28 protein-coding genes and 1 other RNA gene are annotated in these 20237 nt (G+C 56.1%); 10 read left to right on the top strand and 19 right to left on the bottom strand.

The window, feature by feature from the left end:
* Positions 1-4 precede the first annotated feature (4 nt).
* Positions 5-154: a hypothetical protein gene (locus H3L93_RS04670; RefSeq protein ID WP_155803138.1), complete on the top strand. Its 150-nt coding sequence runs from the start codon at positions 5-7 to the stop codon at positions 152-154.
* On the opposite strand, the gene H3L93_RS04665 is transcribed toward H3L93_RS04670, so the two are convergent.
* The 12 genes from H3L93_RS04665 to H3L93_RS04610 form a co-directional block, all read right to left on the bottom strand.
* Positions 142-960 carry an outer membrane protein assembly factor BamD gene (locus H3L93_RS04665; RefSeq protein WP_040558637.1) on the bottom strand — a complete coding sequence of 273 codons (819 nt, stop codon included), beginning with the start codon at positions 958-960 and terminating at the stop codon, positions 142-144. The two genes, H3L93_RS04670 and H3L93_RS04665, sit on opposite strands and share 13 nt — an antisense overlap.
* 142 nt (positions 961-1102) lie before the next feature.
* Entirely contained in the window at positions 1103-1894 is a 792-nt protein-coding gene (gene tatC, locus H3L93_RS04660; protein WP_003796290.1) for a twin-arginine translocase subunit TatC, read from the bottom strand.
* Positions 1891-2415 (bottom strand): Sec-independent protein translocase protein TatB, encoded by a 525-nt coding sequence (gene tatB, locus H3L93_RS04655; protein ID WP_003796293.1) that lies wholly within the window; start codon positions 2413-2415, stop codon positions 1891-1893. Before tatB ends, tatC begins: the two co-directional genes overlap by 4 nt.
* 2 nt (positions 2416-2417) lie before the next feature.
* The gene (gene tatA / locus H3L93_RS04650; RefSeq protein WP_003796294.1) at positions 2418-2618 is read right to left on the bottom strand and encodes a Sec-independent protein translocase subunit TatA; all 201 of its coding nucleotides are present in this window, start codon (positions 2616-2618) and stop codon (positions 2418-2420) included.
* 79 nt (positions 2619-2697) lie between these two features.
* A complete protein-coding gene (gene pnuC / locus H3L93_RS04645; protein WP_003796296.1) occupies positions 2698-3399 on the bottom strand; it encodes a nicotinamide riboside transporter PnuC in 702 nt (233 codons plus the stop codon).
* A gap of 52 nt (positions 3400-3451) precedes the next feature.
* Positions 3452-3775, bottom strand: coding sequence for a histidine triad nucleotide-binding protein (locus tag H3L93_RS04640; protein WP_003796299.1), 324 nt, complete (start codon positions 3773-3775; stop codon positions 3452-3454).
* Positions 3776-3831: 56 nt separating this feature from the next.
* Positions 3832-4155 carry a phosphoribosyl-ATP diphosphatase gene (locus H3L93_RS04635; protein ID WP_003796301.1) on the bottom strand — a complete coding sequence of 108 codons (324 nt, stop codon included), beginning with the start codon at positions 4153-4155 and terminating at the stop codon, positions 3832-3834.
* An 83-nt stretch (positions 4156-4238) separates the two neighbouring features.
* Positions 4239-4643 carry a phosphoribosyl-AMP cyclohydrolase gene (gene hisI / locus H3L93_RS04630; RefSeq protein WP_003796303.1) on the bottom strand — a complete coding sequence of 135 codons (405 nt, stop codon included), beginning with the start codon at positions 4641-4643 and terminating at the stop codon, positions 4239-4241.
* A gap of 53 nt (positions 4644-4696) precedes the next feature.
* Positions 4697-5233 (bottom strand): CreA family protein, encoded by a 537-nt coding sequence (locus H3L93_RS04625; protein WP_003796305.1) that lies wholly within the window; start codon positions 5231-5233, stop codon positions 4697-4699.
* Between the two features lie 74 nt (positions 5234-5307).
* Entirely contained in the window at positions 5308-6006 is a 699-nt protein-coding gene (locus tag H3L93_RS04620) for a hypothetical protein (protein WP_003796306.1), read from the bottom strand.
* Positions 6007-6340: 334 nt separating this feature from the next.
* Positions 6341-7108: an imidazole glycerol phosphate synthase subunit HisF gene (gene hisF, locus H3L93_RS04615; protein ID WP_040558640.1), complete on the bottom strand. Its 768-nt coding sequence runs from the start codon at positions 7106-7108 to the stop codon at positions 6341-6343.
* Between the two features lie 113 nt (positions 7109-7221).
* The gene (locus H3L93_RS04610) at positions 7222-7875 is read right to left on the bottom strand and encodes a peptidoglycan DD-metalloendopeptidase family protein (RefSeq protein WP_040558642.1); all 654 of its coding nucleotides are present in this window, start codon (positions 7873-7875) and stop codon (positions 7222-7224) included.
* 148 nt (positions 7876-8023) lie between these two features.
* Between H3L93_RS04610 and H3L93_RS04605 the strand changes: the two genes are divergently transcribed.
* The 7 genes from H3L93_RS04605 (at position 8024) to H3L93_RS04575 (ending at position 13293) form a co-directional block, all read left to right on the top strand.
* Positions 8024-8545, top strand: coding sequence for an FxsA family protein (locus tag H3L93_RS04605; RefSeq protein ID WP_040558644.1), 522 nt, complete (start codon positions 8024-8026; stop codon positions 8543-8545).
* Positions 8546-8630: 85 nt separating this feature from the next.
* Positions 8631-8945, top strand: coding sequence for an iron donor protein CyaY (cyaY, locus tag H3L93_RS04600; RefSeq protein WP_003796318.1), 315 nt, complete (start codon positions 8631-8633; stop codon positions 8943-8945).
* Positions 8946-9047: 102 nt separating this feature from the next.
* Positions 9048-9144: signal recognition particle sRNA small type (gene ffs / locus H3L93_RS04595), an RNA gene on the top strand.
* A 134-nt stretch (positions 9145-9278) separates the two neighbouring features.
* Positions 9279-10673 (top strand): GTPase/DUF3482 domain-containing protein, encoded by a 1395-nt coding sequence (locus tag H3L93_RS04590; protein ID WP_182077720.1) that lies wholly within the window; start codon positions 9279-9281, stop codon positions 10671-10673.
* 420 nt (positions 10674-11093) lie between these two features.
* Positions 11094-11795 (top strand): YggS family pyridoxal phosphate-dependent enzyme, encoded by a 702-nt coding sequence (locus tag H3L93_RS04585; RefSeq protein ID WP_040558646.1) that lies wholly within the window; start codon positions 11094-11096, stop codon positions 11793-11795.
* Positions 11796-11807: 12 nt separating this feature from the next.
* The gene (locus H3L93_RS04580; RefSeq protein WP_003796327.1) at positions 11808-12239 is read left to right on the top strand and encodes a hypothetical protein; all 432 of its coding nucleotides are present in this window, start codon (positions 11808-11810) and stop codon (positions 12237-12239) included.
* 208 nt (positions 12240-12447) lie between these two features.
* Positions 12448-13293: a transporter substrate-binding domain-containing protein gene (locus tag H3L93_RS04575; RefSeq protein ID WP_003796328.1), complete on the top strand. Its 846-nt coding sequence runs from the start codon at positions 12448-12450 to the stop codon at positions 13291-13293.
* Between the two features lie 93 nt (positions 13294-13386).
* On the opposite strand, the gene H3L93_RS04570 is transcribed toward H3L93_RS04575, so the two are convergent.
* Positions 13387-13704 (bottom strand): hypothetical protein, encoded by a 318-nt coding sequence (locus tag H3L93_RS04570; protein WP_003796330.1) that lies wholly within the window; start codon positions 13702-13704, stop codon positions 13387-13389.
* Positions 13705-13803: 99 nt separating this feature from the next.
* On the opposite strand from H3L93_RS04570, the gene H3L93_RS04565 reads away from it, so the two are divergent.
* Complete coding sequence (locus H3L93_RS04565) at positions 13804-13968, top strand: hypothetical protein (RefSeq protein ID WP_003796332.1); 165 nt, start codon at positions 13804-13806, stop codon at positions 13966-13968.
* 451 nt (positions 13969-14419) lie between these two features.
* Here H3L93_RS04565 and H3L93_RS04560 read toward each other — a convergent pair whose 3' ends face one another.
* Both H3L93_RS04560 and H3L93_RS04555 read right to left on the bottom strand, forming a co-directional pair.
* Complete coding sequence (locus H3L93_RS04560; RefSeq protein WP_003796338.1) at positions 14420-15391, bottom strand: DUF58 domain-containing protein; 972 nt, start codon at positions 15389-15391, stop codon at positions 14420-14422.
* On the bottom strand, positions 15378-16286 hold the full coding sequence (locus H3L93_RS04555; RefSeq protein WP_003796340.1) for an AAA family ATPase: 909 nt from the start codon (positions 16284-16286) through the stop codon (positions 15378-15380). The genes H3L93_RS04560 and H3L93_RS04555 overlap by 14 nt, the downstream gene beginning before the upstream one ends.
* On the opposite strand from H3L93_RS04555, the gene H3L93_RS04550 reads away from it, so the two are divergent.
* Positions 16285-16503: a hypothetical protein gene (locus H3L93_RS04550; RefSeq protein WP_040558650.1), complete on the top strand. Its 219-nt coding sequence runs from the start codon at positions 16285-16287 to the stop codon at positions 16501-16503. The two genes, H3L93_RS04555 and H3L93_RS04550, sit on opposite strands and share 2 nt — an antisense overlap.
* Here the strand turns inward: H3L93_RS04550 and H3L93_RS04545 are convergent.
* The 4 genes from H3L93_RS04545 to H3L93_RS04530 all read right to left on the bottom strand — a co-directional run bounded on the left by H3L93_RS04545 (position 16470) and on the right by H3L93_RS04530 (position 20231).
* Positions 16470-16997 carry a hypothetical protein gene (locus H3L93_RS04545; RefSeq protein WP_003796344.1) on the bottom strand — a complete coding sequence of 176 codons (528 nt, stop codon included), beginning with the start codon at positions 16995-16997 and terminating at the stop codon, positions 16470-16472. The two genes, H3L93_RS04550 and H3L93_RS04545, sit on opposite strands and share 34 nt — an antisense overlap.
* Before the next feature lie 2 nt (positions 16998-16999).
* On the bottom strand, positions 17000-17737 hold the full coding sequence (locus H3L93_RS04540) for a DUF4328 domain-containing protein (protein WP_003796346.1): 738 nt from the start codon (positions 17735-17737) through the stop codon (positions 17000-17002).
* Positions 17738-17795: 58 nt separating this feature from the next.
* Positions 17796-18284 (bottom strand): transcription elongation factor GreB, encoded by a 489-nt coding sequence (gene greB / locus H3L93_RS04535; protein WP_003796348.1) that lies wholly within the window; start codon positions 18282-18284, stop codon positions 17796-17798.
* A gap of 282 nt (positions 18285-18566) precedes the next feature.
* Entirely contained in the window at positions 18567-20231 is a 1665-nt protein-coding gene (locus tag H3L93_RS04530; RefSeq protein ID WP_003796354.1) for an ABC transporter ATP-binding protein/permease, read from the bottom strand.
* Positions 20232-20237: the final 6 nt, after the last annotated feature.

Below are 20237 nucleotides of genomic sequence, written 5' to 3'. Positions count from 1 at the left end.
ATTGATGCGCCGCATCGGAGGCAGCCTGAAAGCGAGTTTGCGAGCTTCTGCGAAGCTAAAATCCTTTATCGGACAACAAAACAGTCGGGCATCGCACCCAACTGTTTTTGTTTCAGGCTGCCTATTGCATCGGGCAACGGATTACTTCCAATAACGCCACCAAGGCATATCGTCGGGCTTCCATTCTTGTTGCAAATAGGGGCTTTGCGGGAAGTTTTGCTGCAACACGCGTTTGGTGTCGTTGGCGGATTGCTCGTTGCCCATTTTGCCGTAGGTGTACGCCATGATGGCCAGTGCCTCTTCCACAAAGCGCGTGTTTTGGAACTGCTTGATGACTTCCTGCGCGCGGTTGTTGGCGGCTAGGTATGCGCCGCGTTTGGCGTAGTATTTGGCGATGGCGATTTGATGCCCGCCCAAAGCGTCCACCAGCTGTGCCATGCGTTTGCGCGCGTCTTCGGCGTATTTGCTGTCGGGATAGCGGGTAACCAATTCGTTGAACACGCGATAGGCGCGGCGGTTGGCTTGCGGGTCGCGGTCCGACCAATCTTGCGAGGCGAGTTTGCGTAAAAACGATTGGTCCTCGTCAAACAGCACCAAACCGCGCAGATACAAGGCGTAGTCCATGTCAATGCTGGCGGGGTAGTTATGCTCAAAGCGCGACAGCAAGGCTAGGGCTTTGGCGGGCTCTTCGTTTTTGTAATGCGCGTAGGCGGCATCCAACAGCGATTGCTCGGTGTATCGCCCGGGGGCTTGGCGCGCGCGCAGGATTTCGTAGAGCTTGTTGGCGCGGTCGTAATTTTTAGCGTTGAGCTCGCTGCGGGCTTCATTGTAAAGCTGGTCGTTGGACCAATTTTGCGCGGCAATCGTATCGCTATCAATTTTGACCTTTTTGGCTTTGTCTTTAAACGCGCAGCCCGTTAAGGCAACGGCTAGGGCAATGAATAGCAAAGATTTTTTCATTAGATTATTCATCCTCGTTAATAAAAAGTTTCTGAACCCGCAGTTTTAGGAACCCGTTGTCTAAAATTGCTACGCGGGATGTCCGCCGATGCAGACGAGTTCAGAGCAAAACGCAAGCTGTGTAGCGATTTCAAACAGCTTTTCAGGCTGCCTCATCTTCGGCGCGGTCTGTATTATCGTTGTCGGCATCCTCGCGCGTACGCGGTCTAATCATGCGGCACACCAACAATCCGCCCTCATACAGCAAAATCATCGGAATGGCTAACATAATTTGCGACAACACATCGGGCGGCGTGAGCACGGCGGCGATGATAAACGACGCCACAATCAAATACGGGCGCGCCGCTTGCAGTTGCGCGAAAGTAATCACGCCCATGCGATAAAGCAAAACCACCACCACAGGGATTTCAAACGTCATGCCGAAGGCAACAAACATCCCCAGCACAAACGACAGGTATTTATCAATATCGGTTGCCATGGAAACGCCCGTGGGCGTCATGCCTGCGAAAAATTTGAACACCACGGGGAACACCAGAAAATAGCAAAACGCCATGCCTGCGGCAAACAGCATCAGGCTGGACAAAATCAGCGGCACAATCAGCCGTTTCTCGTGTTGGTACAGCGCAGGGGCAACGAACGCCCAAATTTGATACAGCGTATTGGGCAGCGAAACCAGAAAAGCCGCCATCAGCGCCACTTTAATCGGCACAAAAAAAGGTGCAATCACATCGGTGGCAATCATGCTGGTGGTGGCGGGCAGCACCGCCATCAAAGGCTTGGCAACAAACGCATACAACGGCTGCGCAAACGGCACAATCGCAAAGAAACACAGCGCAATGCCCAATAATGCCCACACCAAGCGGCGGCGCAATTCCAGCAAATGTTCCACCAACGGCTGCGCCTGCCCGCCGACTGGCTCGGTAACTTGGCTCATCGGCGGCTCCTTAATTTGGGTGTGGCGCGGTGGCGCGGACGCATATCGCGTTTGCGCGCCATAGCTTGTTTACGCAAAGATTTAGCGTTAAGCGCGGCAATGGGCTGTGGCTGCGGCGTGTAGTCAAACGCGGGCTGCGCGGTTTCGCTGATGCCGAAATCGGCAGGGGTTTTCTGTTCGGGCAGTCGCTCCCATGCGGGGCGCGTGTCTTGCTGCGTTTGCTGGGCAAGCTCTTGCGTGTGCTGGGCGATGGTTTGCGTTTCTTGCTCAACCTGTTTGCCGAAATCGTGCAATTCTTGTTTCAAATCGGCAACGGTGCTGGTGAAATCTTGCTTCACTTTGCTTAATTCGGCGTATTCGCCGTTGGCTGCCAATTCTTGTTTAACACCTGCTGCCAAGCGTTGAATTTTGCCTACCCATTCGCCTGCCTTGCGCGCCACTTTGGGCAGGCGCTCCGGCCCCAATACCACTAGGGCGACCACGCCTGACAACAGCATTTCGGTGAAGCTAAAATCAAACATGATTAGGCTTGTTTATCGGTTTTTTGTTCGATGACTTCTTCTTTTTTGGCGGCGGCTTCGCTGCTGCCTTTTTCTAAGCCTTCTTTAAAGTCGTGCACCGCGCCGCCGAGGTCTTTGCCGACGTTGCGCAGTTTTTTGGTGCCGAATACGAGTACGACAATCGCCAATACGATAAGCCAATGCCAGATTGAGGTTAATCCCATGATTGAGTTCCTTGTGAAAGTTTGGGGTTGGTGAAAAGGGTTAGGCAGCCTGAAAAGCGGCTGCGCGGGTATTTGGTTTTCAGGCTGCCTGATGAGGCTCGCGCTTGATGAGCTTGGTCCAGTTGTAATAGCCATAGAGCGAGTTGCAGAGGTATGCGCCGTACATCAGATACATGGCGGGGGTTTCTGCCCACAATACGATGGAGAGAATGTTGAGCGCTATCCACAGCAGCCATTGTTCGCGGTAGCGCAAAATCATCATGGCTTGGGCAACGAAGGTAATCACGGTGGTTGCGCCGTCTAGCCCTGTTGAGCTGCCACCTGCGGCGCGTAGGGCTTGGATAAAGCCGAATGTGCCAATGCCGATAATGGCGAGCATGATTGCCCAGCCTTGGGGGGTGAGCGCTTTGGCGACGACGGTTTCGCCGTCCGTATCGTGGGTGGTGTGACTTTTCCACATGAAATAGCCGATAAATTGCGAGGGCAGATAGATATACAGCACGGAATTCATTTCGCCGATAAAGTTGGCGCGCCATGCGACGTAGAAATAAGTGTAGGCGAAAATCAAGCCGAAAAAGTAGTTGCTGATTTTGCCTTTGCTGACCAGCACCACACAAATGATACCTGCGATGCCTGAAATCATCCCGAGTATGCTGGTGGGGTCTTGCACATAGGCATACACTTGGGCGGCGATAAAGGCGAGCAGCCAGATGACTTCAAAGGGCTTCCAGCCGCTCAGTTCTTCTTTGATGAACTGGATGTATTTCTCTTGCGTTGCCATTTTGCTGCTCCTTTGTAGAGGGATGGAAATGGGTTTTTCAGGCTGCTTGTTGTTATTGTGGATTGCCGAGGATATGGATGTGTAGATGGAAGACTTCTTGCCCGCCGCCTTTGCCTGTGTTGATTTGGGTTTTGAAGCCGTGGCTTAACCCTGCTTGCTGGGCGATTTGGGGCACGCGCAGCATCATTTTGCCCAGCAGTTCTTGGTGTTGGGGCTGGGCGTGGGCGAGGGAATCAAAATGGGTTTTGGGGATGAGCAGCAGATGCACGGGGGCGGCGGGGTGGATATCTTTGAAGCAGAGCATGTCGTCGTCTTCATACACGATGCCGCTGGGGATTTGTTTGGCGGCGATTTTGCAGAATAGGCAATCGGTCATGGTTTGGTCCTTTATGGCTTTTCAGGCTGCCTGAAAAGGTGGCATTTTAATAGAGTTTAGTCTTTTGGGCGAGATGCTTTTTCGGCTAATCCTGATAACCCTTGGCGGCGGGCGAGTTCGGCGAGTACGTCGTTGATGCTGAGGTTGTGGTGGGCGAGCAGGATGATGCTGTGAAACCAGAGGTCGGCGATTTCGTAAACGATGTGTTGGGCTTCGCCGTCTTTGCTTGCCATCAGCACTTCGCCTGCTTCTTCTATGATTTTTTTGAGGATTTTGTCTTGCCCTTGGTGCAATAGCTGGGCGGTGTAGGATGTTTCGGGGCTGGCGGTTTTGCGCTCGTTGATGGTGGCTTGCAGTTGGGCTAGGGTGGATTGGGGCATGGTGGAGTTCCTTTGTTGGGTTGGGGATGATGGGACAGCCTGAAAAGGGGTTTTTGGCTACGCTGAACGGCGTTTCAGGCTGCCTATGGGTTTTTGCCGTAGATTTGCTGTTCGTCTTTGATAACGTGGTCTTGGATTTGCCAGTCGTTGTGTTGCCATTGGCGGTAGAAGCAGCTTTCGCGCCCTGTGTGGCAGGCGATGCCGCCGTTTTGTTGGATTTGCAGCAGGATGGCGTCGCCGTCGCAATCGGTGCGGATTTCTAACACGCGCTGGGTGTGCCCTGATGTTTCGCCTTTTTTCCATTGTTGTTGGCGGCTGCGGCTGTAATAGTAGGCGTAGCCTGTTTGGATGGTTTGTTGCAGGGCTTCGGGGTTCATGTAGGCAACCATCAGCACGCGCCCTGTTTGGGCGTCTTGGGCGATGGCGACGATTAGGTTGTTGTCGTCCCATTTTAGGTTTTGGATGGCGGTGGGAATGGCTTGTGGCATGGTGTTTCTCGTTTTCAGGCTGCCTTAGGCGGCAGCGTTGGCAGGTTTATTGTTTACGCGCTGATTTCGCATGCGCCAATGTGTTGAATGTTGTTGGCGGGACTGGATGCGGCGCTGGGTGGCGTGGCGCGGGCGGTGCTGTAACACGAGAGGGCGGATAGGGAATTTTTGGGCGAGCCTTCTATGATTTTGTCGCTGTACACCATGTAGGCAAAGGCTTTGCGTTTGGGGTCGTAGTAGCGGACGATTTGCAGGCTTTTGAAGGCGAAGCTGGCGTTGCGTTTGAACACTTGGCGTGGTTTGCTGACGGCGTTTTCGCTGTATGTGATAACGGGGGCGGTTTGCACGCAGGACACGCTGGCATCAGATGCGTCTTCTTCTAGGTTGACGGTTTCTTTGAGCCCGCCTTTTTTGGCGTAGGACAAAAAGCAGGAAACGCCGCGCACGTCGGGGTCGTCGAAGGCTTCTATTTCTATGCGGTCGTTTTTGCCGAGGAGGTTGAACACAGTGGAGGCTTCGCCGATTTTATCGGCGTTTTTGCCGCAGGCGGTGAGCAGGGCGAGGGTGGTGAGTAAGATGATTTTGCGCATGGGGGTTCCTTGTGGTGGTTTCAGGCTGCCTTTGGGGATGGGGTTGAGGCAGCCTGAAAATGTTTACTGCGGGGTTAGAACAGGTCGCTGATGAGCAACGCGGGCATCATCACCATGCCGCTGGTGATGTCGGCGGCGAGGGCAAGCGGGGTGAACAGGACGTTGCGGGTGAGCTTGCGGCGGCTGATGCTGACTTTTTGTTGTTCAAACACGAGCTCGGCGGGGATGGGCTGGGGCAGCGTGTGGCTGGTGCTGTTGCTGGGCGGGGTGTGGTACACCGTGCCGGTGGTGGCGATGCATTTGCGGTAGTGGTTGGGTGTGGCTTGGGGTTGGAATTTGAGTTGGGCTAGGGTGGTTTGTTCGCTTGGCTCTGTTGGGTTGCTTTGGGCGATGTAGTCTAGGCAGAAGTTGCTGATAAAGTGGTTTTGGTCGGTAATCAGGATGCGTAGATTGGGCTGGGGGATGCCGCTGTATGGTTGGGTGATGCGGTAGGGCTGGGGCAGCGGGGCGCGTAGGGTGGCGGCGAGGTCTTGCGACACGCGGGGGTGGATGGCGTACCAATAGTGTTCGCCTTGCAGGATAAGGCTGCCTGAAAGCTGGGGGTTGGCGTGGCGGGGGATTTGGCTGATGGCGTGGATGGTGTCGCTTTGGGTGCGGGTGATTTGGCGTTGGGTTTGGATGGCGCGGTCGGCATCGTATATGCCGCCGTTCCATAGCACGGAGGTGCAGGCGGTTTGAGCGAGCAGAAACGGGATAAGGAATGGGCGGGGCATGGGGAGATGGGCTGTTTACGGGGTTACAAAATTATGGGTTTACAAATAGGCGTTTCAGGCTGCCTATTGGTGTGCATTATCAGAAAGTAGTCGGGAGGCAGCCTGAAAATGGATTGAGCATTGCTAATGGCGTGGGTTGTTGAGATGGCGGGTGATATGTTTTCAGGCTGCCTATTGGTTTGCGCTATCAGAGGCAGCCTGAAAACGAGTTTAGCATTGCCAACAGCGCGGATTGATTAGATAAAGCGGGCGATGCGTTTTCAGGCTGCCTTATGTTTCGCGCCATCAGAGGCAGCCTGAAAACAAGTTTACCCGTTTAAAGCGAAAACCAAACCTACAACCGCACTTCAATCCCCGCCTGCCGCATCGCCCGCTTGGCTTCGCGGATGCTCACTTCGCCAAAATGAAAAATGCTCGCCGCCAACACCGCATCCGCCCCGCCCTGCAACACGCCCTCCACCAAATGCTGCACGTTGCCCACGCCGCCCGATGCAATCACGGGCACATCCACCGCGTCCGACACCGCGCGGGTGAGCGGCAGGTTAAAACCGATTTTGGTGCCGTCCCTGTCCATGGAAGTCAAAAGGATTTCGCCCGCGCCGCGCCGCTGCATTTCGCGCGCCCAATCCAGCGCGTCCAAGCCCGTATCGTTGCGCCCGCCGTGGGTAAACACATTCCATTGGCTGTTATCCTCGTTTACCGCCTTGGCATCAATCGCCACCACAATCGCCTGCGAACCAAAAAACGCCGCCGCTTCGCTCACCAAATCGGGGTTAGCAACCGCCGCCGTGTTGATGCTCACCTTGTCCGCGCCCGCATTGAGCAAGCGGCGAATATCCGCCACGCTGCGCACGCCGCCGCCCACCGTGAGCGGGATAAACACGCGGCCGGCAACGTCTTCAATCACATTTAAAATCGTGTCGCGGTTGCTGCTGCTGGCGGTGATGTCTAGGAACGTGAGTTCGTCCGCGCCCTCGTCGTTGTAGCGCTGCGCCACGTCCACAGGGCTGCCCGCATCGCGCAGGCCTACAAAGTTCACGCCTTTGACCACGCGCCCGTTGTCCACGTCTAAACACGGGATGATTCGTTTTGCCAATGCCATTTTTGTTTTCCTAAAAATCGTTTCAGCTTTGCCCCGTTGCGTTTTCAGGCTGCCCAACCAACCCCAAGGCAGCCTGAAAACGGCTTGGCGCGCTCGGGCGGAACGGAACGCCCTCAGCGCAAATAATCGCGCGGGTTCACCGCCTTGCCATTTTCACGCACTTCAAAATGCAGCAAGCCCTCGTTAGACTGAAAACTGCTGCTCATCGTTGCAATCTGCTGCCCCGCCGCCACCCGCGCATTATTGCTTACTAGAACGCCCGCATTGTTGCTATACGCCGTAATCAGAGCCGCATTATGGCGGATTAAAATCAAATTCGGATAACCGCGCACCTCCGTGCCAATATACACCACCTGCCCCGCAGCCGCCGCCAACACAGGCGCGCCCGCCTCGCCCGCAATATCCACCCCGCGATTGCCGCCGCCAAACTCGCGCACAATCCGCCCGTTGGCAGGCATCTGCAACGCAATCGGCGGCACAGCAGGCGCAGGCGCGTAAACGCCCGAGCGGGCAGACGAAGCCCCGCGCCCCACGCGCAACTTCTGCCCCACCGCCACCCGGTCGCCGCGCAGATTGTTCCAGCTTTTCAACTGGTTCACGCTCACGCCAAAGCGCAAGCCGATGCGATACAGATTATCGCCCGCTTTCACGCAATAAAACCCCTTGGCAGGGCTGCACCGCGCGCCCTGCGATGTGCCGCTGCCGGAACACGCCGCCAAGCACAACGCCGCGCCCCAGCAAATCCATAAACGAATAGCGATTTTCATAAAACAACCCACAAGGCAGCCTGAAACCGCCGATTATAACAGCATCGCGCCCAGCCCCGCACTTAACCGCATTTTACAAGCGCAAAACTTGTATAATCGCGCCCAGCCCCTATTTTCCGCCCATCGCAACCCTTCCCGAAAGACCGCCATGCAATACCTCGGAATCGCCCTGCTTATTCTCATCTTTGCCGAAATCCTCTCCATCGTCTTCATCGCCAAACTCATCGGCACACTGGCTGCCCTCTGCCTGATGATACTCGCCTTTATGTTCGGCTCGTTTCTGATGAAACGCAGCGCAGGGCTCTCGCAGCTGATGCTGGCGGGCGGCATCTTGCGCACAGGCGGGCAAATCTCGCTCTACCAAATGCTCTACCCCATCCGCATCCCCATCGCCGCCTTTTTGTTGATGCTACCCGGTTTTTTCTCCGACCTTATCGCCCTACTCCTGCTGCTCCCCTTTGGCAGCGCGCCCAGCCCAAACAGCCAACAGCAAAGCCCATTTAGCAACTACGACCCGTTCACCCAATCCCCGTTTACACGCGGCAGCGGCGATGACGGCGACATTATCGAAGGCGATTTTGTGGTGCGGGATGGCAAAGGGCAAAGGCAGCCTGAAAACAAACACCAGCCCGATTTAATTGAATACCAAAACAACGCCACAGAAAAATAGTTTTCAGGCTGCCTCATGCTTACCTGTTTACAAAGCATAAAGGCAGCCTGAAACCCACTTCACCTTCACACACAAGGAACTTCCCATGACCGAAACCGAATTTATCGCCCACAGCGAAGCCCTGTTCACCCACATAGAAGACAGCCTAGATTGCTACGATTTTGACTGCACCCGCGCAGGCAACGTGCTCACCATAGAAGCCGACGACGGCACGCAAATCATCGTCAACCGCCACACACCCAACCAAGAGCTGTGGATAGCGGCCAAAAGCGGCGGCTACCACTTCTCCGAGCGCAACGGGCAATGGCTCGCCACCCGCGATGGGCGCGAATTTTTTGCCGTGTTAAACGAAGCATTAAGCGCGGCGGTGGGGGAAACGGTGGCGATTGAAGCGGTGTGAAACCGCATAATGCAGAGGCAGCCTGAAAACCACTTTACCCGTTTTCAGCCTGCCTTATCCCTTGCCAAATCCCCAATATCCGCTATAATGCGCGACTTCATTGGCGGGTCTCCTCGCATGGTGATTTTGAGCAACGGGTCAGGGGCGGAAGCCAGCAGCCCACTTGGAAAAACCAGTGCCGAGGGTCAGGCTCGCCACCCCATACACACAATCCTGTTTCCCCGCGAAACAGGATTTTTTTAGAACCTGTGTTCACTATTTGCATAGGCAGATTTGATGACATAAAAGATACCTATGAATGAAAATAGTGAATACAGGTTCTTAGTAGGCAGCCTGAAAATGCCCCCACTCCACCTCGCCATCGTTGGGCACACCAACACAGGCAAAACCTCCCTGCTGCGCACCCTGCTGCGCGACAGCCAGTTTGGCGACGTGCAAAACGCCGCCGCCACCACGCGCCATGTGGAAACCGCCAGCATCAACATCCAAGACCAGCCCCAAATCCAACTCTACGACACCCCCGGCTTGGAAGACGCAGGCGGCGTATTAGACTGGCTGGAAGCCCACACCACCGCCCAACAAGACGGCATCGACCGCATCAACCAATTTCTCGCCAGCCTCGCAGCCCAAAGCGACTACGCGCAAGAAGCCAAAGTGCTGCGCCAGCTCATCAACAGCGATACCGCGTTATATGTGATTGACGCACGCGAGCCCATCCTCCCCAAATACAAAGACGAACTCACCATCCTATCGTGGTGCGCCAAGCCCATCATGCCCGTGTTCAACTTCACGCAAGGCAGCGACCTTGCCGCATGGCAAGCCACCCTTGCCCGCCGCAATCTGCACGTTATCAGCAGCTTCGACACCGTCGCCTTCGATTTCAACGGCGAAATCCAGCTCTGGCACAACCTCGCCACCATGCTGCCCAGCCGCCAAACCATCGACCGGCTCATCGCCCACCGCCAACAAGAATGGCAGCAGCTCAACCAAACTGCCCACCAAATCATCGCCGAAAGCCTCATCAACATCGCCGCCTACGCCCACAGCAAGCCCGACAGCGAGCCACTAGAAACCGCCCAAGCCACCATGCAAAACACCGTTCGCCAACACGAACGCCACACCCAGCAGCGCCTCAGCCAGCTCTACCGCTTCTATCAAAGCGACTGGGCAAGCCCTACCCCCTCCGCCATCCAAGCATTCAGCCAAGACCCCTTTGATACCGAGCAACTCAAAGCCTACGGCATCCGCACCGGCAAAGGCGCAGCCGCAGGCGCACTCATCGGGCTGGGGCTAGACGCGCTCACCCTCGGCACATCGCTGGGGCTGGGCAGCGCGGTGGGCGGCATCATCGGCGGCATCGCCACCAACTGGCAAAGCCTGTACAACAAAATCAACGGCACCGACACCCTGCACATCGACAACCCCACGCTCACGCTGATTGCCGCCCGCGCCCTCGCCCTGCTTGCCCTGCTGCAAACCCGCGGGCACGCCAGCCAAAGCCCCATCGCCCTGCAACACCCCGCCGCCCCGCCGTGGCAGCCTGAAAACCTGCCCGACCCGCTCAAAAAAGCCCGCGCCCACCCGCGCTGGTCCAGCCTAAACGGCGAGTTCAACAGCAAAAGCAAAATCCCCGCCGTTGAAAGCCTAGCCCAACAGCTCAGCCGAATCAGCAGCCCAATCAGCCAAAGGCAGCCTGAAAATGAGCAAAGCGAATTTCAGCGAAGCTAAAACGAATGCAACGAACATGGAGCGGCGGCTCGCCACCCTATTCCGCCTTTTCAGGCTGCCCATGGTTTCGCCAACCGCGATGAATACATATTGATTAAAAGCAGCCTGAAAACCCTTCTCCCCCAACCATCGTCTTATTTTTGCCAGCGCAGGCGTTTCGCCGCCTACCACGAGCAGGGTAGGGGCTGTTTATATTGGGTTTGCGAAGCGGATTTTGTGTCAGAAAGCAGGCTATGCAAGGCGCATACCGCAGCAAGGTTGAACACCTTGCGAGGATAGGCAACGCAGCAGAGCCTGTTTTCTGGCACAAAAGCCACCGCAATACCCAATATAAATAGCCCCGCTACCCCTGCACCCCACGCGCAAACCATTTTCAGGCTGCCCTACCTCATCCCCAACCACCCCGCAGCAAACACCGCCATGCCCCACCTTATCGCCAACCTCCAAGCCATCCGAAACCAAATCGCCCAAGCCGAAGCCCAAGCCCGCCGCCCTGCTGGCAGCGTGCAACTGATTGCCGTCAGCAAAACCTTCCCCGCCGATAACATCCGCACGCTGTATCAACACGGGCAACGCCACTTCGGCGAAAACTACATCCAAGAATGGCACGACAAAACCCACCAGCTTGCCGACTGCCCACACATCATCTGGCACATCATCGGCAATGTGCAATCTAACAAAAGCCGCCTTGTCGCCGAACACGCCCATTGGCTGCACACGCTCAACAGCGAAAAACTCGCCCGCCGCCTCAGCAACCAACGCCCCGCCCACCTGCCCGATTTGCAAGTGCTGATAGAAATCAACATTTCAGGCGACCCAGCCAAACACGGCATCGCGCCCGAAGAACTGCCTGCGCTTGCCCAAGCCATCGCCCCCCTGCCCCGCCTCAATTTACGCGGACTAATGTGCGTCGCCAGCCACACCGACAACTCCGACCAACTGCGCCAACAATTCACCCAAATGCACAGCCTGCTCGCCCAACTGCGACCCCACGCCCCGCAAGCCGACACCCTATCCATGGGCATGAGCAGCGACATGAATCTCGCCATTGAATGCGGCGCAACCATGGTACGCATCGGCAGCGCGATTTTCGGCAAGCGCGATTACCCTAACGCAGCCTAAAAGCCCAAACCCATGCACACTATGCACACCTCACTTGGCAAACTCACCGCCCACCCCATCCCGCAAGATACCCAATCCATCCTGTTAGCAGGCGAATACCACGGGCAACCCTTCCACATCTATACCACGCAACCCGGCAACCCCAGCCAACTGGATTACCCGTTTTACATCCAAATTCTCAACAACCTCCCCCGCTTTATCGCCCAAGCCGAACAACAATTACGCACCAGCCTCAGGCAGCCTGAAAACGGGTTTCAGCAAAATCAGACCCCAATCCTCGCCTGCCCCACCGCCCAATTCACACAAAACACGCACCACTGGGCACTCCACTTTGCCGAATGCACACTCCCCATCGGCGAGCCCTACGGCATCCTCTTTACCTTTGAACAACAAAAAATCATCGGCTGGGAAGACCTGTCCCAATCCGATGAAATCTGCGATTAAACAGCCCATGCCCGCAAAAAGCAGCCTGCGTAGCGAAGCGGAGTTGCGAAGCTAAAACATCCCAGTCCACCACCAAACAGCTTTTTCAGGCTGCCTCAATCGTAGCAATCAACCGCCTAAACCATAGCACCAAAAATTCTAAACCCACCCCCGCCATTCCATTACAATCCCACCCTTTCAACACCACTCAACATCACAAGGAAAAACCATGTTTAAACAAACACTTTTAGGCTTCTCCGTTGCCGTACTCCTCGCCGCTTGCGGCAAAGGTGGCGACGCGCCCGCTGCATCCGCCGTTGCCCCGCAACCTGCCGCTTCTGCCGCAGGCGCATCAGGCGGCAACCTGCTGGACAAACTCAACAAAAAAGAAACCATTCTCGTGGGCACAATGGGCACCTACGCCCCGTTCACCTACCACGAAAAAGACGGCAAATTAACCGGTTACGACGTGGAAGTAACCCGCGCCGTCGCCGAAAAACTGGGCGTGCAGGTGGAATTCAAAGAAACGCCGTGGGATGCCATGATGGCAGGCTTAAAAGCAGGACGCTTTGACATCGTCGCCAACCAAGTCGCGCTCACTTCGCCCGAGCGCCAAGCCATGTTTGACAAAGCCACGCCATACAGTTGGAGCGGCAAAATGCTGGTTGCCCGCGCCGACCACGCCGATGTCACCAAGCTAGAAGACATCAAAGGCAAAAAAACCGCCGTGATGCTCGCCTCCAACTACGACGAAGTCGCCAAAAAAATGGGCGCAGACCTCGTCCACACCGACACCATGGCGCAAGGCTTGCTCATCGTGCAACAAAAACGCGCCGAGTTCACGCTAAACGACGAACTCTCCCTGCTGGACTACCTGAAAAAAGACCCCAACTCAGGCTTAAAATCCGTATGGCGCACCCCCGCCACCGAAAAACTGGGCGCAGGCTTGGTGATTAACAAAGGCAACGACGAAGCCCTCGCCAAAATCAACGGCGCGATGGAAGAGCTGAAAAAAGACGGCACGCTGAAAAAACTGGGCGAGCAATTCTTCGGCGAAGACGTCAGCGTGCATTGATTGCGCCGCCGGCCAAACCTAAACCGCCATGCAAAAGGCAGCCTGAAAACGTGTTGATGCGTTTTCAGGCTGCCTTTTTAGCGTGCGCCGTGTTTATTCGCACTTCAACGCGCTCACCCGCGCGGGGAAATCGCGCTCGGCGACTTTGCACATTTCTACGCGCTGCAACGGGGTGGCGGCGGGCAAGGCTTGCACCAAAAATTTCACCACTTCGCGTGCGGGCGTAGCTGCCGTTTGGTTGGCTTTGGCAAAACACGCATCGGCGCGTTTGAAATAATGCTGGCACTCGGCGGGCAGTTGGTCGTAGGTAAGCGGTTTGGCATGGCTGATGCCGTGGTAATGCGCTTGGGACAATGCGCTTGCGCTCAATAGCAGGGCGAAAAGCAGGGGTTTGTGGGTTTGCATTTGCATGATGTTGTTCTCGCGGGTAATGAAAGGCGCGAATTATACGCTGATGTGCGCATTATCGGCAGCATGAAAAACGATTGGGCGATGAGGCGTTGTTGACGTTTGTTCCATTTTGCAGTTTCAGGCTGCCTTTGGGATTGGGCAAACGTTTCCAACCGCGTGCGCAGCCAAGCTGCACACTCTACACGCATTTTTCAGGCTGCCTCTGTTTATCCGCAAAGGCAGCCTGAAACTAGGTTAGTGCTTTGTGGTTGGCTTTTGGTGTAGTTTTAACCATGCGCTTCGTGCCAGCGGGGCACTTACTTTTCTTTGCTTCGCCAAAGAAAAGTAAGCAAAAGAAAGGCGACCCCGACGTGCAGGTCTGCTTCGCAGACTCTCCTCTCTCCGCATCCTTTTTTCGGCGCGTGCGAACTAGCCGCGCTGCGCACGTCGTCGGACAAGCGCACGCTTTTTCCCGAAAAAAGAATGCTCCGTTCGGCTGAACGTAGGGGAGAGAGCGGCAGTAGTAAACGTTTGTGATGGATTAGGCAGCCTGAAAGCCAATCCATCCAGCAAAAAAAATCGTTTAGCAGAACATCAAGCGGTTTTGGGTTTCAGGCTGCCTTTGGGATGGGGCAAAAGTTTCCAACTGCGTGCGCAGCCAAGCTGCCCCCCCTTACACTCATTTTTCAGGCTGCCTCTGTTTATCCGCAAAGGCAGCCTGAAACACATTCCCCGCTCACATCAACGCCAACGCATTCAAACACTTCTCGCGCAGCCCGTTTTGCGGGGTGAGCGTGAGGCTGGGCAGTTCCAGCGTGTAAGGCGCGCCTGTTTTATCGGCTTGCAACACGCGGTGGGCAAGCAGGCTGGCGAGTTTGTCGGGGGGCGTGCCTACGGGGTAATCCTGATACGAAATGATTTCGCTGTGCACGGCGGGCGGCGGCTCGTCAAACACTTTGTCCATCAGCTCGCCGCGCTTGGCGTAGGTTTTCCATGCGATGTGTTGCAGCGATGCGCCGTTAATATGCGGCTTCAAAAAGGCGATGTCGTCGCCGTGCATCCCTGCGCGTTGTGGCGTTTGCTCGGGGTCGGGCTGGGCAAGTGTGCCAAAATCGCTGTGCGGCAACGGCGCGGGATAGACTACGGCTTCGGTGTACCATTCGGCGCGGCATTCGGCGTGAAACATCCCAAACGGGGCGGATGTTGCCAAGCGCAGCAACAGCGGGCGGGGGAAATAGCCGCGCCGTTGCACGGGGATGCGCCAGCGCATCGGTTCGCTTTTCAGGCTGCCTGAAAGCTGGCAACGCTGCCACGCGCTGTGGTCGGCTTCGCTGTCTTCGTCCACCTCTTCGCGCGATTCGCTGCGCCACCAAAACACGCGCGCGCGTTTGCCCGAATGCTCGGTGCTGATTTCGGCTTCGGCGGTGTCGCCTGCGAACACTTCGCCTTCATAGCGAATGGTTAGATGCAAGCCAAGCAGTTGGCGGCGCGTCATCAGCGCGGCAATGCCGATAAACGCCAGCACCCAAAAGCAAATCGCATACGCCACGTTCACTTGATAATTGACCGCGCCCACCCAAATCGCCACGCTCAACGCCAGCATGCTGACGCATAACTTGGTGGGGCGCAGCGAAACGTGTCGCCCTGCGATGCGGCGCTCCTCTGCCAGCAGCAGCGTTTCTTTGGGTTGGCGATTAAACAGCGACATTTTCAGCAATTTCCATTAAGGCGTGGCTGCTGTTTTGCTGTTGCAACGACTGCAATCTATGGTTGCCCACGGGCACCCACACCGCTTTTACATCTTCGGGCAACACAAAATCGCGCCCTTCCAAAAATGCCCACGCCTTTGCCGCGTTGGCAATCGCCAAACCCGCGCGTGGGCTTAATCCCACGGCAAACAGCCCCGCGCGGCGCGTTGCCGCCACCAAGCGGAAAATATAATCCGCCACCGCTTCCGATAACGTGATGGCTTGCACCTGCTCTTGCCATTGCAACAAGGTTTCGGGCGAGCCCACCGCTTGCAGTTTGTGCAGCAGTTTGCGTCTATCACCATGAAAATACAGTTGTTTTTCTGCCTCTGGCACGGGATAACCCATGCTCAGGCGCATCATAAAGCGGTCTAACTGGCTTTCGGGCAGCGGGAACGTGCCCAGTTGTTCAGACGGATTTTGCGTTGCCACCACCAAAAACGGCTTGGGCAAGCGGTAAGTGCGCCCGTCCACCGACACTTGCCGCTCCTCCATCGCTTCCAGCAGTGCCGATTGCACCTTGGGCGAGGCGCGGTTAATCTCGTCTGCCAATACAAATTGGTGGAACACAGGGCCGGGATGGAACTTGAAGCTGCCCTCGTTGGGCTGGAACACGTTGATGCCGAGCAAATCGGCGGGCAGCATGTCGTTGGTGAACTGCACGCGCTGGTATTTCAGCCCCAACACGGCGGCAAGGCTGGTGGCGAGCGTGGTTTTGCCCACGCCCGGCACGTCTTCCAGCAAAATATGTCCGCCGGCGAGAATGCAGGCGAGCAGCTGTTTGAGCACGGTTTGTTTGCCGAGAATGATGGCGTTGAGTTGTTTGAAAACGGGGTCAAAGGCGGGGTTGGGCATGGTGTTCCTTTTGGATGAGGGGTGGATGGAAAAATGGGGTTGGGGGGTTGGATGGCGTTTTCAGGCTGCCTTTGCAAAAACGGCAACCGATGGAGCGTCGGCGGCTCGCCGACACCTTGCCAGCCAACAAACTATGTTGAATGAACCATTTGGCGACAAGCCGTCGTCGCGCTATTTTTATTTTCAGGCTGCCTTTGGCGTATCACTTGGCGGTTGAGGCAGCCTGAAAAGCCTGCGCAGCAGCCATTTAAACAAAGCAAACAGCGGAAACGACAACATAAAACACAGCAACACCTGCCCCAAGCCACTCAACGTTTTAAACGACAGCGGCACCACTCGGTTATCCGCCGTAATGCGGTATCGCTGGGACGATTCAAACCATTCGTTGTTCACATACAGCTCAAACGTGTCAGGCGCAAGCGGCTGCAAACGGAAGTATTCGCCGTATTCATCGTTTGCCACATAAGCCTCGCGCACCAGCGTTTCATTGCTTTGCCAGCGATTAAGCGCAACAGGCAGCACCTCGCCCGCCGTGTTGCGCACCAAAACGGAAAAGCGCGGATGAATTTCGCTGCCCTGCGTGTATGGCTCGGCGGGCAAATGGCGGAAAACCAACACCAGCGCGAACATCAGCGCATACCATGTGATGATGTGGGCGGCGGCGTTGAGTAGTTTAAGCAGGGCGGTGGTAAGCAAAATGCGTGGGGGCATTTTCAGGCTGCCTTAACGGGGGCGACGGCGGTTTCGCTGGTGTTTGCCGCATGCAAAGCAGCGTGGGCACGGTTGATTTGCTGGATGATGCGCAGCAGGAGCAAGGCGCAGGCAATATGGCATATCACGCTCAATATCGCCATTTGGTTTGCCCATATTTGGATATTGATGGTGTTAAGCAAATCATGCGCGTTGTGCGCAATGTTAGCCTCTTGCTCGGCGGTTACGGCAAAAGAGCGTGCCACGCGTGCCACTATCCCGCCAATCAGCCATGTTGCCCACCAAAGCGGCAGCAATGCAGCAGATGGCTGGGATTGCACACGTTTCAGGCTGCCTTGATAAAGCTGCTTCATAGCAATATAAGGCGCAAAAAAATTCACCAACGGAATGAAAAAGCTGCCCAATGCCCATGCAGGCGAATCAGGTAAATTTGGGATGCGAAATGATTGGGCATTGGCATGAGCGCGGAGTATCCAGCAAGCGATAAAAATCATGGAAACGAGAAACACCACGGTTTCGGCATAGTTCATCAGGTTGAGCACGGTATCTGTGATAGGAATATTCAGCCCAGCTAAACTGCGCTGGTTTGCTAACGCGGTTTGCATCGGCTGATACACAGCAATCAGCATCAACACACCAACAGCAACAACGCTTATTTTCAGCAGCACAAACAGCCACACCGCCGCCGCAACCCATTTGCCCAACCCCGCTGCCGGTTTATAGGTATAAGTTCGTTTCATCCGTATTCTCTTTTTTCAGGCTGCCTAATTGCGCTATCCAAGGCAGCCTGAAAATCATTCAATCAATCTTGATGTATTCCACCGCCAAAATCTCAATCTGCTCGCGCCCCTCGGGCGTGTTCAGCCACACGCTGTCGCCCTCGCGCGCTTTAATCAGCGCGCGGGCAAGCGGCGATTTCCACGAGATTTTGTTGTGCGCGGCATCAATTTCATCCTCGCCCACAATGCGGACGGTTTGTTCCGCGCCGTTGCCGCGTTCCAGCGTAACCGTGGCGGCGAAGAATACTTGGTCGGTGGGCTCGCGCGTTTCGGGGTTCACCACCACCGCGTCTTGCAGGCGTTTGGTTAAAAAGCGGATGCGGCGGTCTATTTCGCGCATTCGGCGTTTGCCGTATAGATAGTCGCCGTTTTCGCTGCGGTCGCCATTGCTGGCTGCCCAGTTCACAATTTGCACGATTTCGGGGCGTTCTTTGTTGACCAACTGATAAAGCTCGTTTTGCAGGGCGGCGTGTCCTGCGGGGGTCATGTAGTTTTTGATTTCGGACATGATGATGCAAGGCGCAAAAGAAAGGGCGTATTTTAGCCCAAAACGGTTTCAGGCTGCCTTGGGGGAGGGCAATCGGCAGCCTGAAAGGGCGATGGCGTGGTTAAAAGGTTGCAGAATGGGGCAAACAATGGCGCGTCGGCGGCTTGCCGGCATTTTGGCTCATCAGCGGCGGGTTTAATGCGCTATTGGGCGGCGAGCCGTTGCCGTTCTATTTTGGGTTTCAGGCTGCCTTCCTGTTTGCACGGTTAGGCAGCCTGAAACGCCGTTCGGCGCAGCTGAAACCTATTCCCCATCCGCCAGCAGTTCAATCCGCCGTGCAAAGCGTTCGCGCAGCACGGCTTGATGCGTGGCGCACAGCACGGCGGTTTGGGGCAATTCTTGCCGCAACAGTTCAAACAAATACACGGCGGAGGCATCGTCCAGCGCGGCGGTGGGTTCGTCCATTGCCAAAATTTGCGGACGATGCAGCAACACGCGGGCGATGCCGATGCGCTGCTGTTCGCCGCCCGATAAACGCGCCTGCCAATCGGTTATCGTGTCCAATTCGTCGTTCAGCCGCGCCAAGCCCACCTTTTCCAACGCGGCGCGGATGGCGTCTTCGGGCAACGCGGTTGCGCTGGGGTAGCTCAACAGGTTTTTCAGGCTGCCTAATGCCAAATAGGGCTTTTGCGGCAAAAACAGCACGCTGCCCGAAAGCCGCACGCTGCCGCTATCGGGCGCGGTTAAGCCTGCCAACACGCGCAGCAAGCTGGTTTTGCCCGCGCCGCTTTTGCCATCCAGCAGCACATATTCGCCCGCGCCAATCTGCGCGTTAATCGGGCGATTTTGCCGCACAACCATTTGCTCAAACTGCACCGATGCGGCTGCGTCATCTTGGGGTTGGGGCAACTCAGTTTCAGGCAGCGTGGGCACATCATCCAAGGCAGCCTGAAAATCCGCCAGCCGCGACACCACCGCCGCCCATTCCATAATCCGCTTGTAGTAGTCCATAAACCAGCCGAAGCCGTCTTGCACGTTGCCAAAGGCGGAGCGTGCCTGCATCAGCCCGCCGAAGGTGAGCGTGTGCGCCAGATACAGCGGCAGCGCGGCGGCGATGGGGATGAACTGCGTGATGCGCAGATAGGTGGCGGAAAAGGTTTCCAGCCGCAGCTCGCGCTCGATGAGCGCATGCCAGTTTTCGCGCACGGCGGCAAAGCGGCGGCGCAGGCGCAGATGCTCGGTGTTTTCGCCGCGGTAAAAGGCGATTTGCTCGGCATGGTCGCGCACGCGCAGCAGGTTGGCACGGTAGTCGGCTTCGCGGTGCTGGCGATCTATATTCAGCGGATGCAGCTTGCGCCCGATTAGGTGCGTGGCGAGCGTGCACACCAGCGTGTAGCCCAGCGCCACCCACACCAGATAGCCGTGCAGCACCCATATTTTGCCGCCGATGTCTATTTTCAGGCTGCCTGAAAGCTGCCACAACACAATCACAAACGCGCCGAGCTTGGCGGCGTTCATAATGAAATATTTAAATAAATCAATGCTTTTATCGGCAAGCAAAAAGCAATCTTCGGCGATGCGCTGGTCGGGGTTATCAGGCTCGCCCTGTGGCTGGATTTGCAGGCGATAAGCGCGATGGCGCGCCAGCCACATTTGCGTGAATTGCTCGGTGAGCTGCTCGCGCCAGCGGAACACGAGGATTTTGCGCAGCCAGTTGCCCAGCACCACAAAGCCCACCGTGAACGCGATGTAGCCCAGATATTGCCACAGCAGCGTGTAGAGCAGCGGGCGGTTGAATTGTTCCAGCGCGTCGTAGAAATCTTTGTTCCATGCGGTGATGTAAACGCTCACGCGCACAATCGCCAGCGCAAAACCGATGACAGCAGCCAGCAGCAACCACGCTTTCAGGCTGCCTTTGCCGCCCCAAAACGGGCGGGCGAGTTGGTAGAAATGTTTTAGGGTATTCATGGTGTT

It is taken from the genome of Kingella oralis, from assembly GCF_014054985.1.
GTDB classification, from domain to species: domain Bacteria; phylum Pseudomonadota; class Gammaproteobacteria; order Burkholderiales; family Neisseriaceae; genus Kingella_B; species Kingella_B oralis.
This window is presented reverse-complemented; position numbering and strand designations above follow the sequence as displayed.

Bases quoted from the DNA above. Each gene is read 5' to 3' on its own strand.
- H3L93_RS04640 (WP_003796299.1), bottom strand. From the start codon at position 3,775: ATGACCGATTGCCTATTCTGCAAAATCGCCGCCAAACAAATCCCCAGC.
- hisI (WP_003796303.1), bottom strand. From the start codon at position 4,643: ATGCCACAAGCCATTCCCACCGCCATCCAAAACCTAAAATGGGACGAC.
- pnuC (WP_003796296.1), bottom strand. From the start codon at position 3,399: ATGGCAACGCAAGAGAAATACATCCAGTTCATCAAAGAAGAACTGAGC.
- H3L93_RS04545 (WP_003796344.1), bottom strand. From the start codon at position 16,997: ATGCCCCCACGCATTTTGCTTACCACCGCCCTGCTTAAACTACTCAAC.
- H3L93_RS04540 (WP_003796346.1), bottom strand. From the start codon at position 17,737: ATGAAACGAACTTATACCTATAAACCGGCAGCGGGGTTGGGCAAATGG.
- H3L93_RS04560 (WP_003796338.1), bottom strand. From the start codon at position 15,391: ATGTCGCTGTTTAATCGCCAACCCAAAGAAACGCTGCTGCTGGCAGAG.
- H3L93_RS04670 (WP_155803138.1), top strand. From the start codon at position 5: ATGCGCCGCATCGGAGGCAGCCTGAAAGCGAGTTTGCGAGCTTCTGCG.
- H3L93_RS04610 (WP_040558642.1), bottom strand. From the start codon at position 7,875: ATGAAAATCGCTATTCGTTTATGGATTTGCTGGGGCGCGGCGTTGTGC.
- cyaY (WP_003796318.1), top strand. From the start codon at position 8,631: ATGACCGAAACCGAATTTATCGCCCACAGCGAAGCCCTGTTCACCCAC.
- H3L93_RS04625 (WP_003796305.1), bottom strand. From the start codon at position 5,233: ATGCGCAAAATCATCTTACTCACCACCCTCGCCCTGCTCACCGCCTGC.
- tatB (WP_003796293.1), bottom strand. From the start codon at position 2,415: ATGTTTGATTTTAGCTTCACCGAAATGCTGTTGTCAGGCGTGGTCGCC.
- H3L93_RS04575 (WP_003796328.1), top strand. From the start codon at position 12,448: ATGTTTAAACAAACACTTTTAGGCTTCTCCGTTGCCGTACTCCTCGCC.
- H3L93_RS04585 (WP_040558646.1), top strand. From the start codon at position 11,094: ATGCCCCACCTTATCGCCAACCTCCAAGCCATCCGAAACCAAATCGCC.
- hisF (WP_040558640.1), bottom strand. From the start codon at position 7,108: ATGGCATTGGCAAAACGAATCATCCCGTGTTTAGACGTGGACAACGGG.
- greB (WP_003796348.1), bottom strand. From the start codon at position 18,284: ATGTCCGAAATCAAAAACTACATGACCCCCGCAGGACACGCCGCCCTG.
- tatC (WP_003796290.1), bottom strand. From the start codon at position 1,894: ATGAGCCAAGTTACCGAGCCAGTCGGCGGGCAGGCGCAGCCGTTGGTG.
- H3L93_RS04665 (WP_040558637.1), bottom strand. From the start codon at position 960: ATGAAAAAATCTTTGCTATTCATTGCCCTAGCCGTTGCCTTAACGGGC.
- H3L93_RS04550 (WP_040558650.1), top strand. From the start codon at position 16,285: ATGGTGTTCCTTTTGGATGAGGGGTGGATGGAAAAATGGGGTTGGGGG.
- tatA (WP_003796294.1), bottom strand. From the start codon at position 2,618: ATGGGATTAACCTCAATCTGGCATTGGCTTATCGTATTGGCGATTGTC.
- H3L93_RS04620 (WP_003796306.1), bottom strand. From the start codon at position 6,006: ATGCCCCGCCCATTCCTTATCCCGTTTCTGCTCGCTCAAACCGCCTGC.
- H3L93_RS04635 (WP_003796301.1), bottom strand. From the start codon at position 4,155: ATGCCCCAATCCACCCTAGCCCAACTGCAAGCCACCATCAACGAGCGC.
- H3L93_RS04570 (WP_003796330.1), bottom strand. From the start codon at position 13,704: ATGCAAATGCAAACCCACAAACCCCTGCTTTTCGCCCTGCTATTGAGC.
- H3L93_RS04530 (WP_003796354.1), bottom strand. From the start codon at position 20,231: ATGAATACCCTAAAACATTTCTACCAACTCGCCCGCCCGTTTTGGGGC.
- H3L93_RS04605 (WP_040558644.1), top strand. From the start codon at position 8,024: ATGCAATACCTCGGAATCGCCCTGCTTATTCTCATCTTTGCCGAAATC.
- H3L93_RS04580 (WP_003796327.1), top strand. From the start codon at position 11,808: ATGCACACTATGCACACCTCACTTGGCAAACTCACCGCCCACCCCATC.
- H3L93_RS04555 (WP_003796340.1), bottom strand. From the start codon at position 16,286: ATGCCCAACCCCGCCTTTGACCCCGTTTTCAAACAACTCAACGCCATC.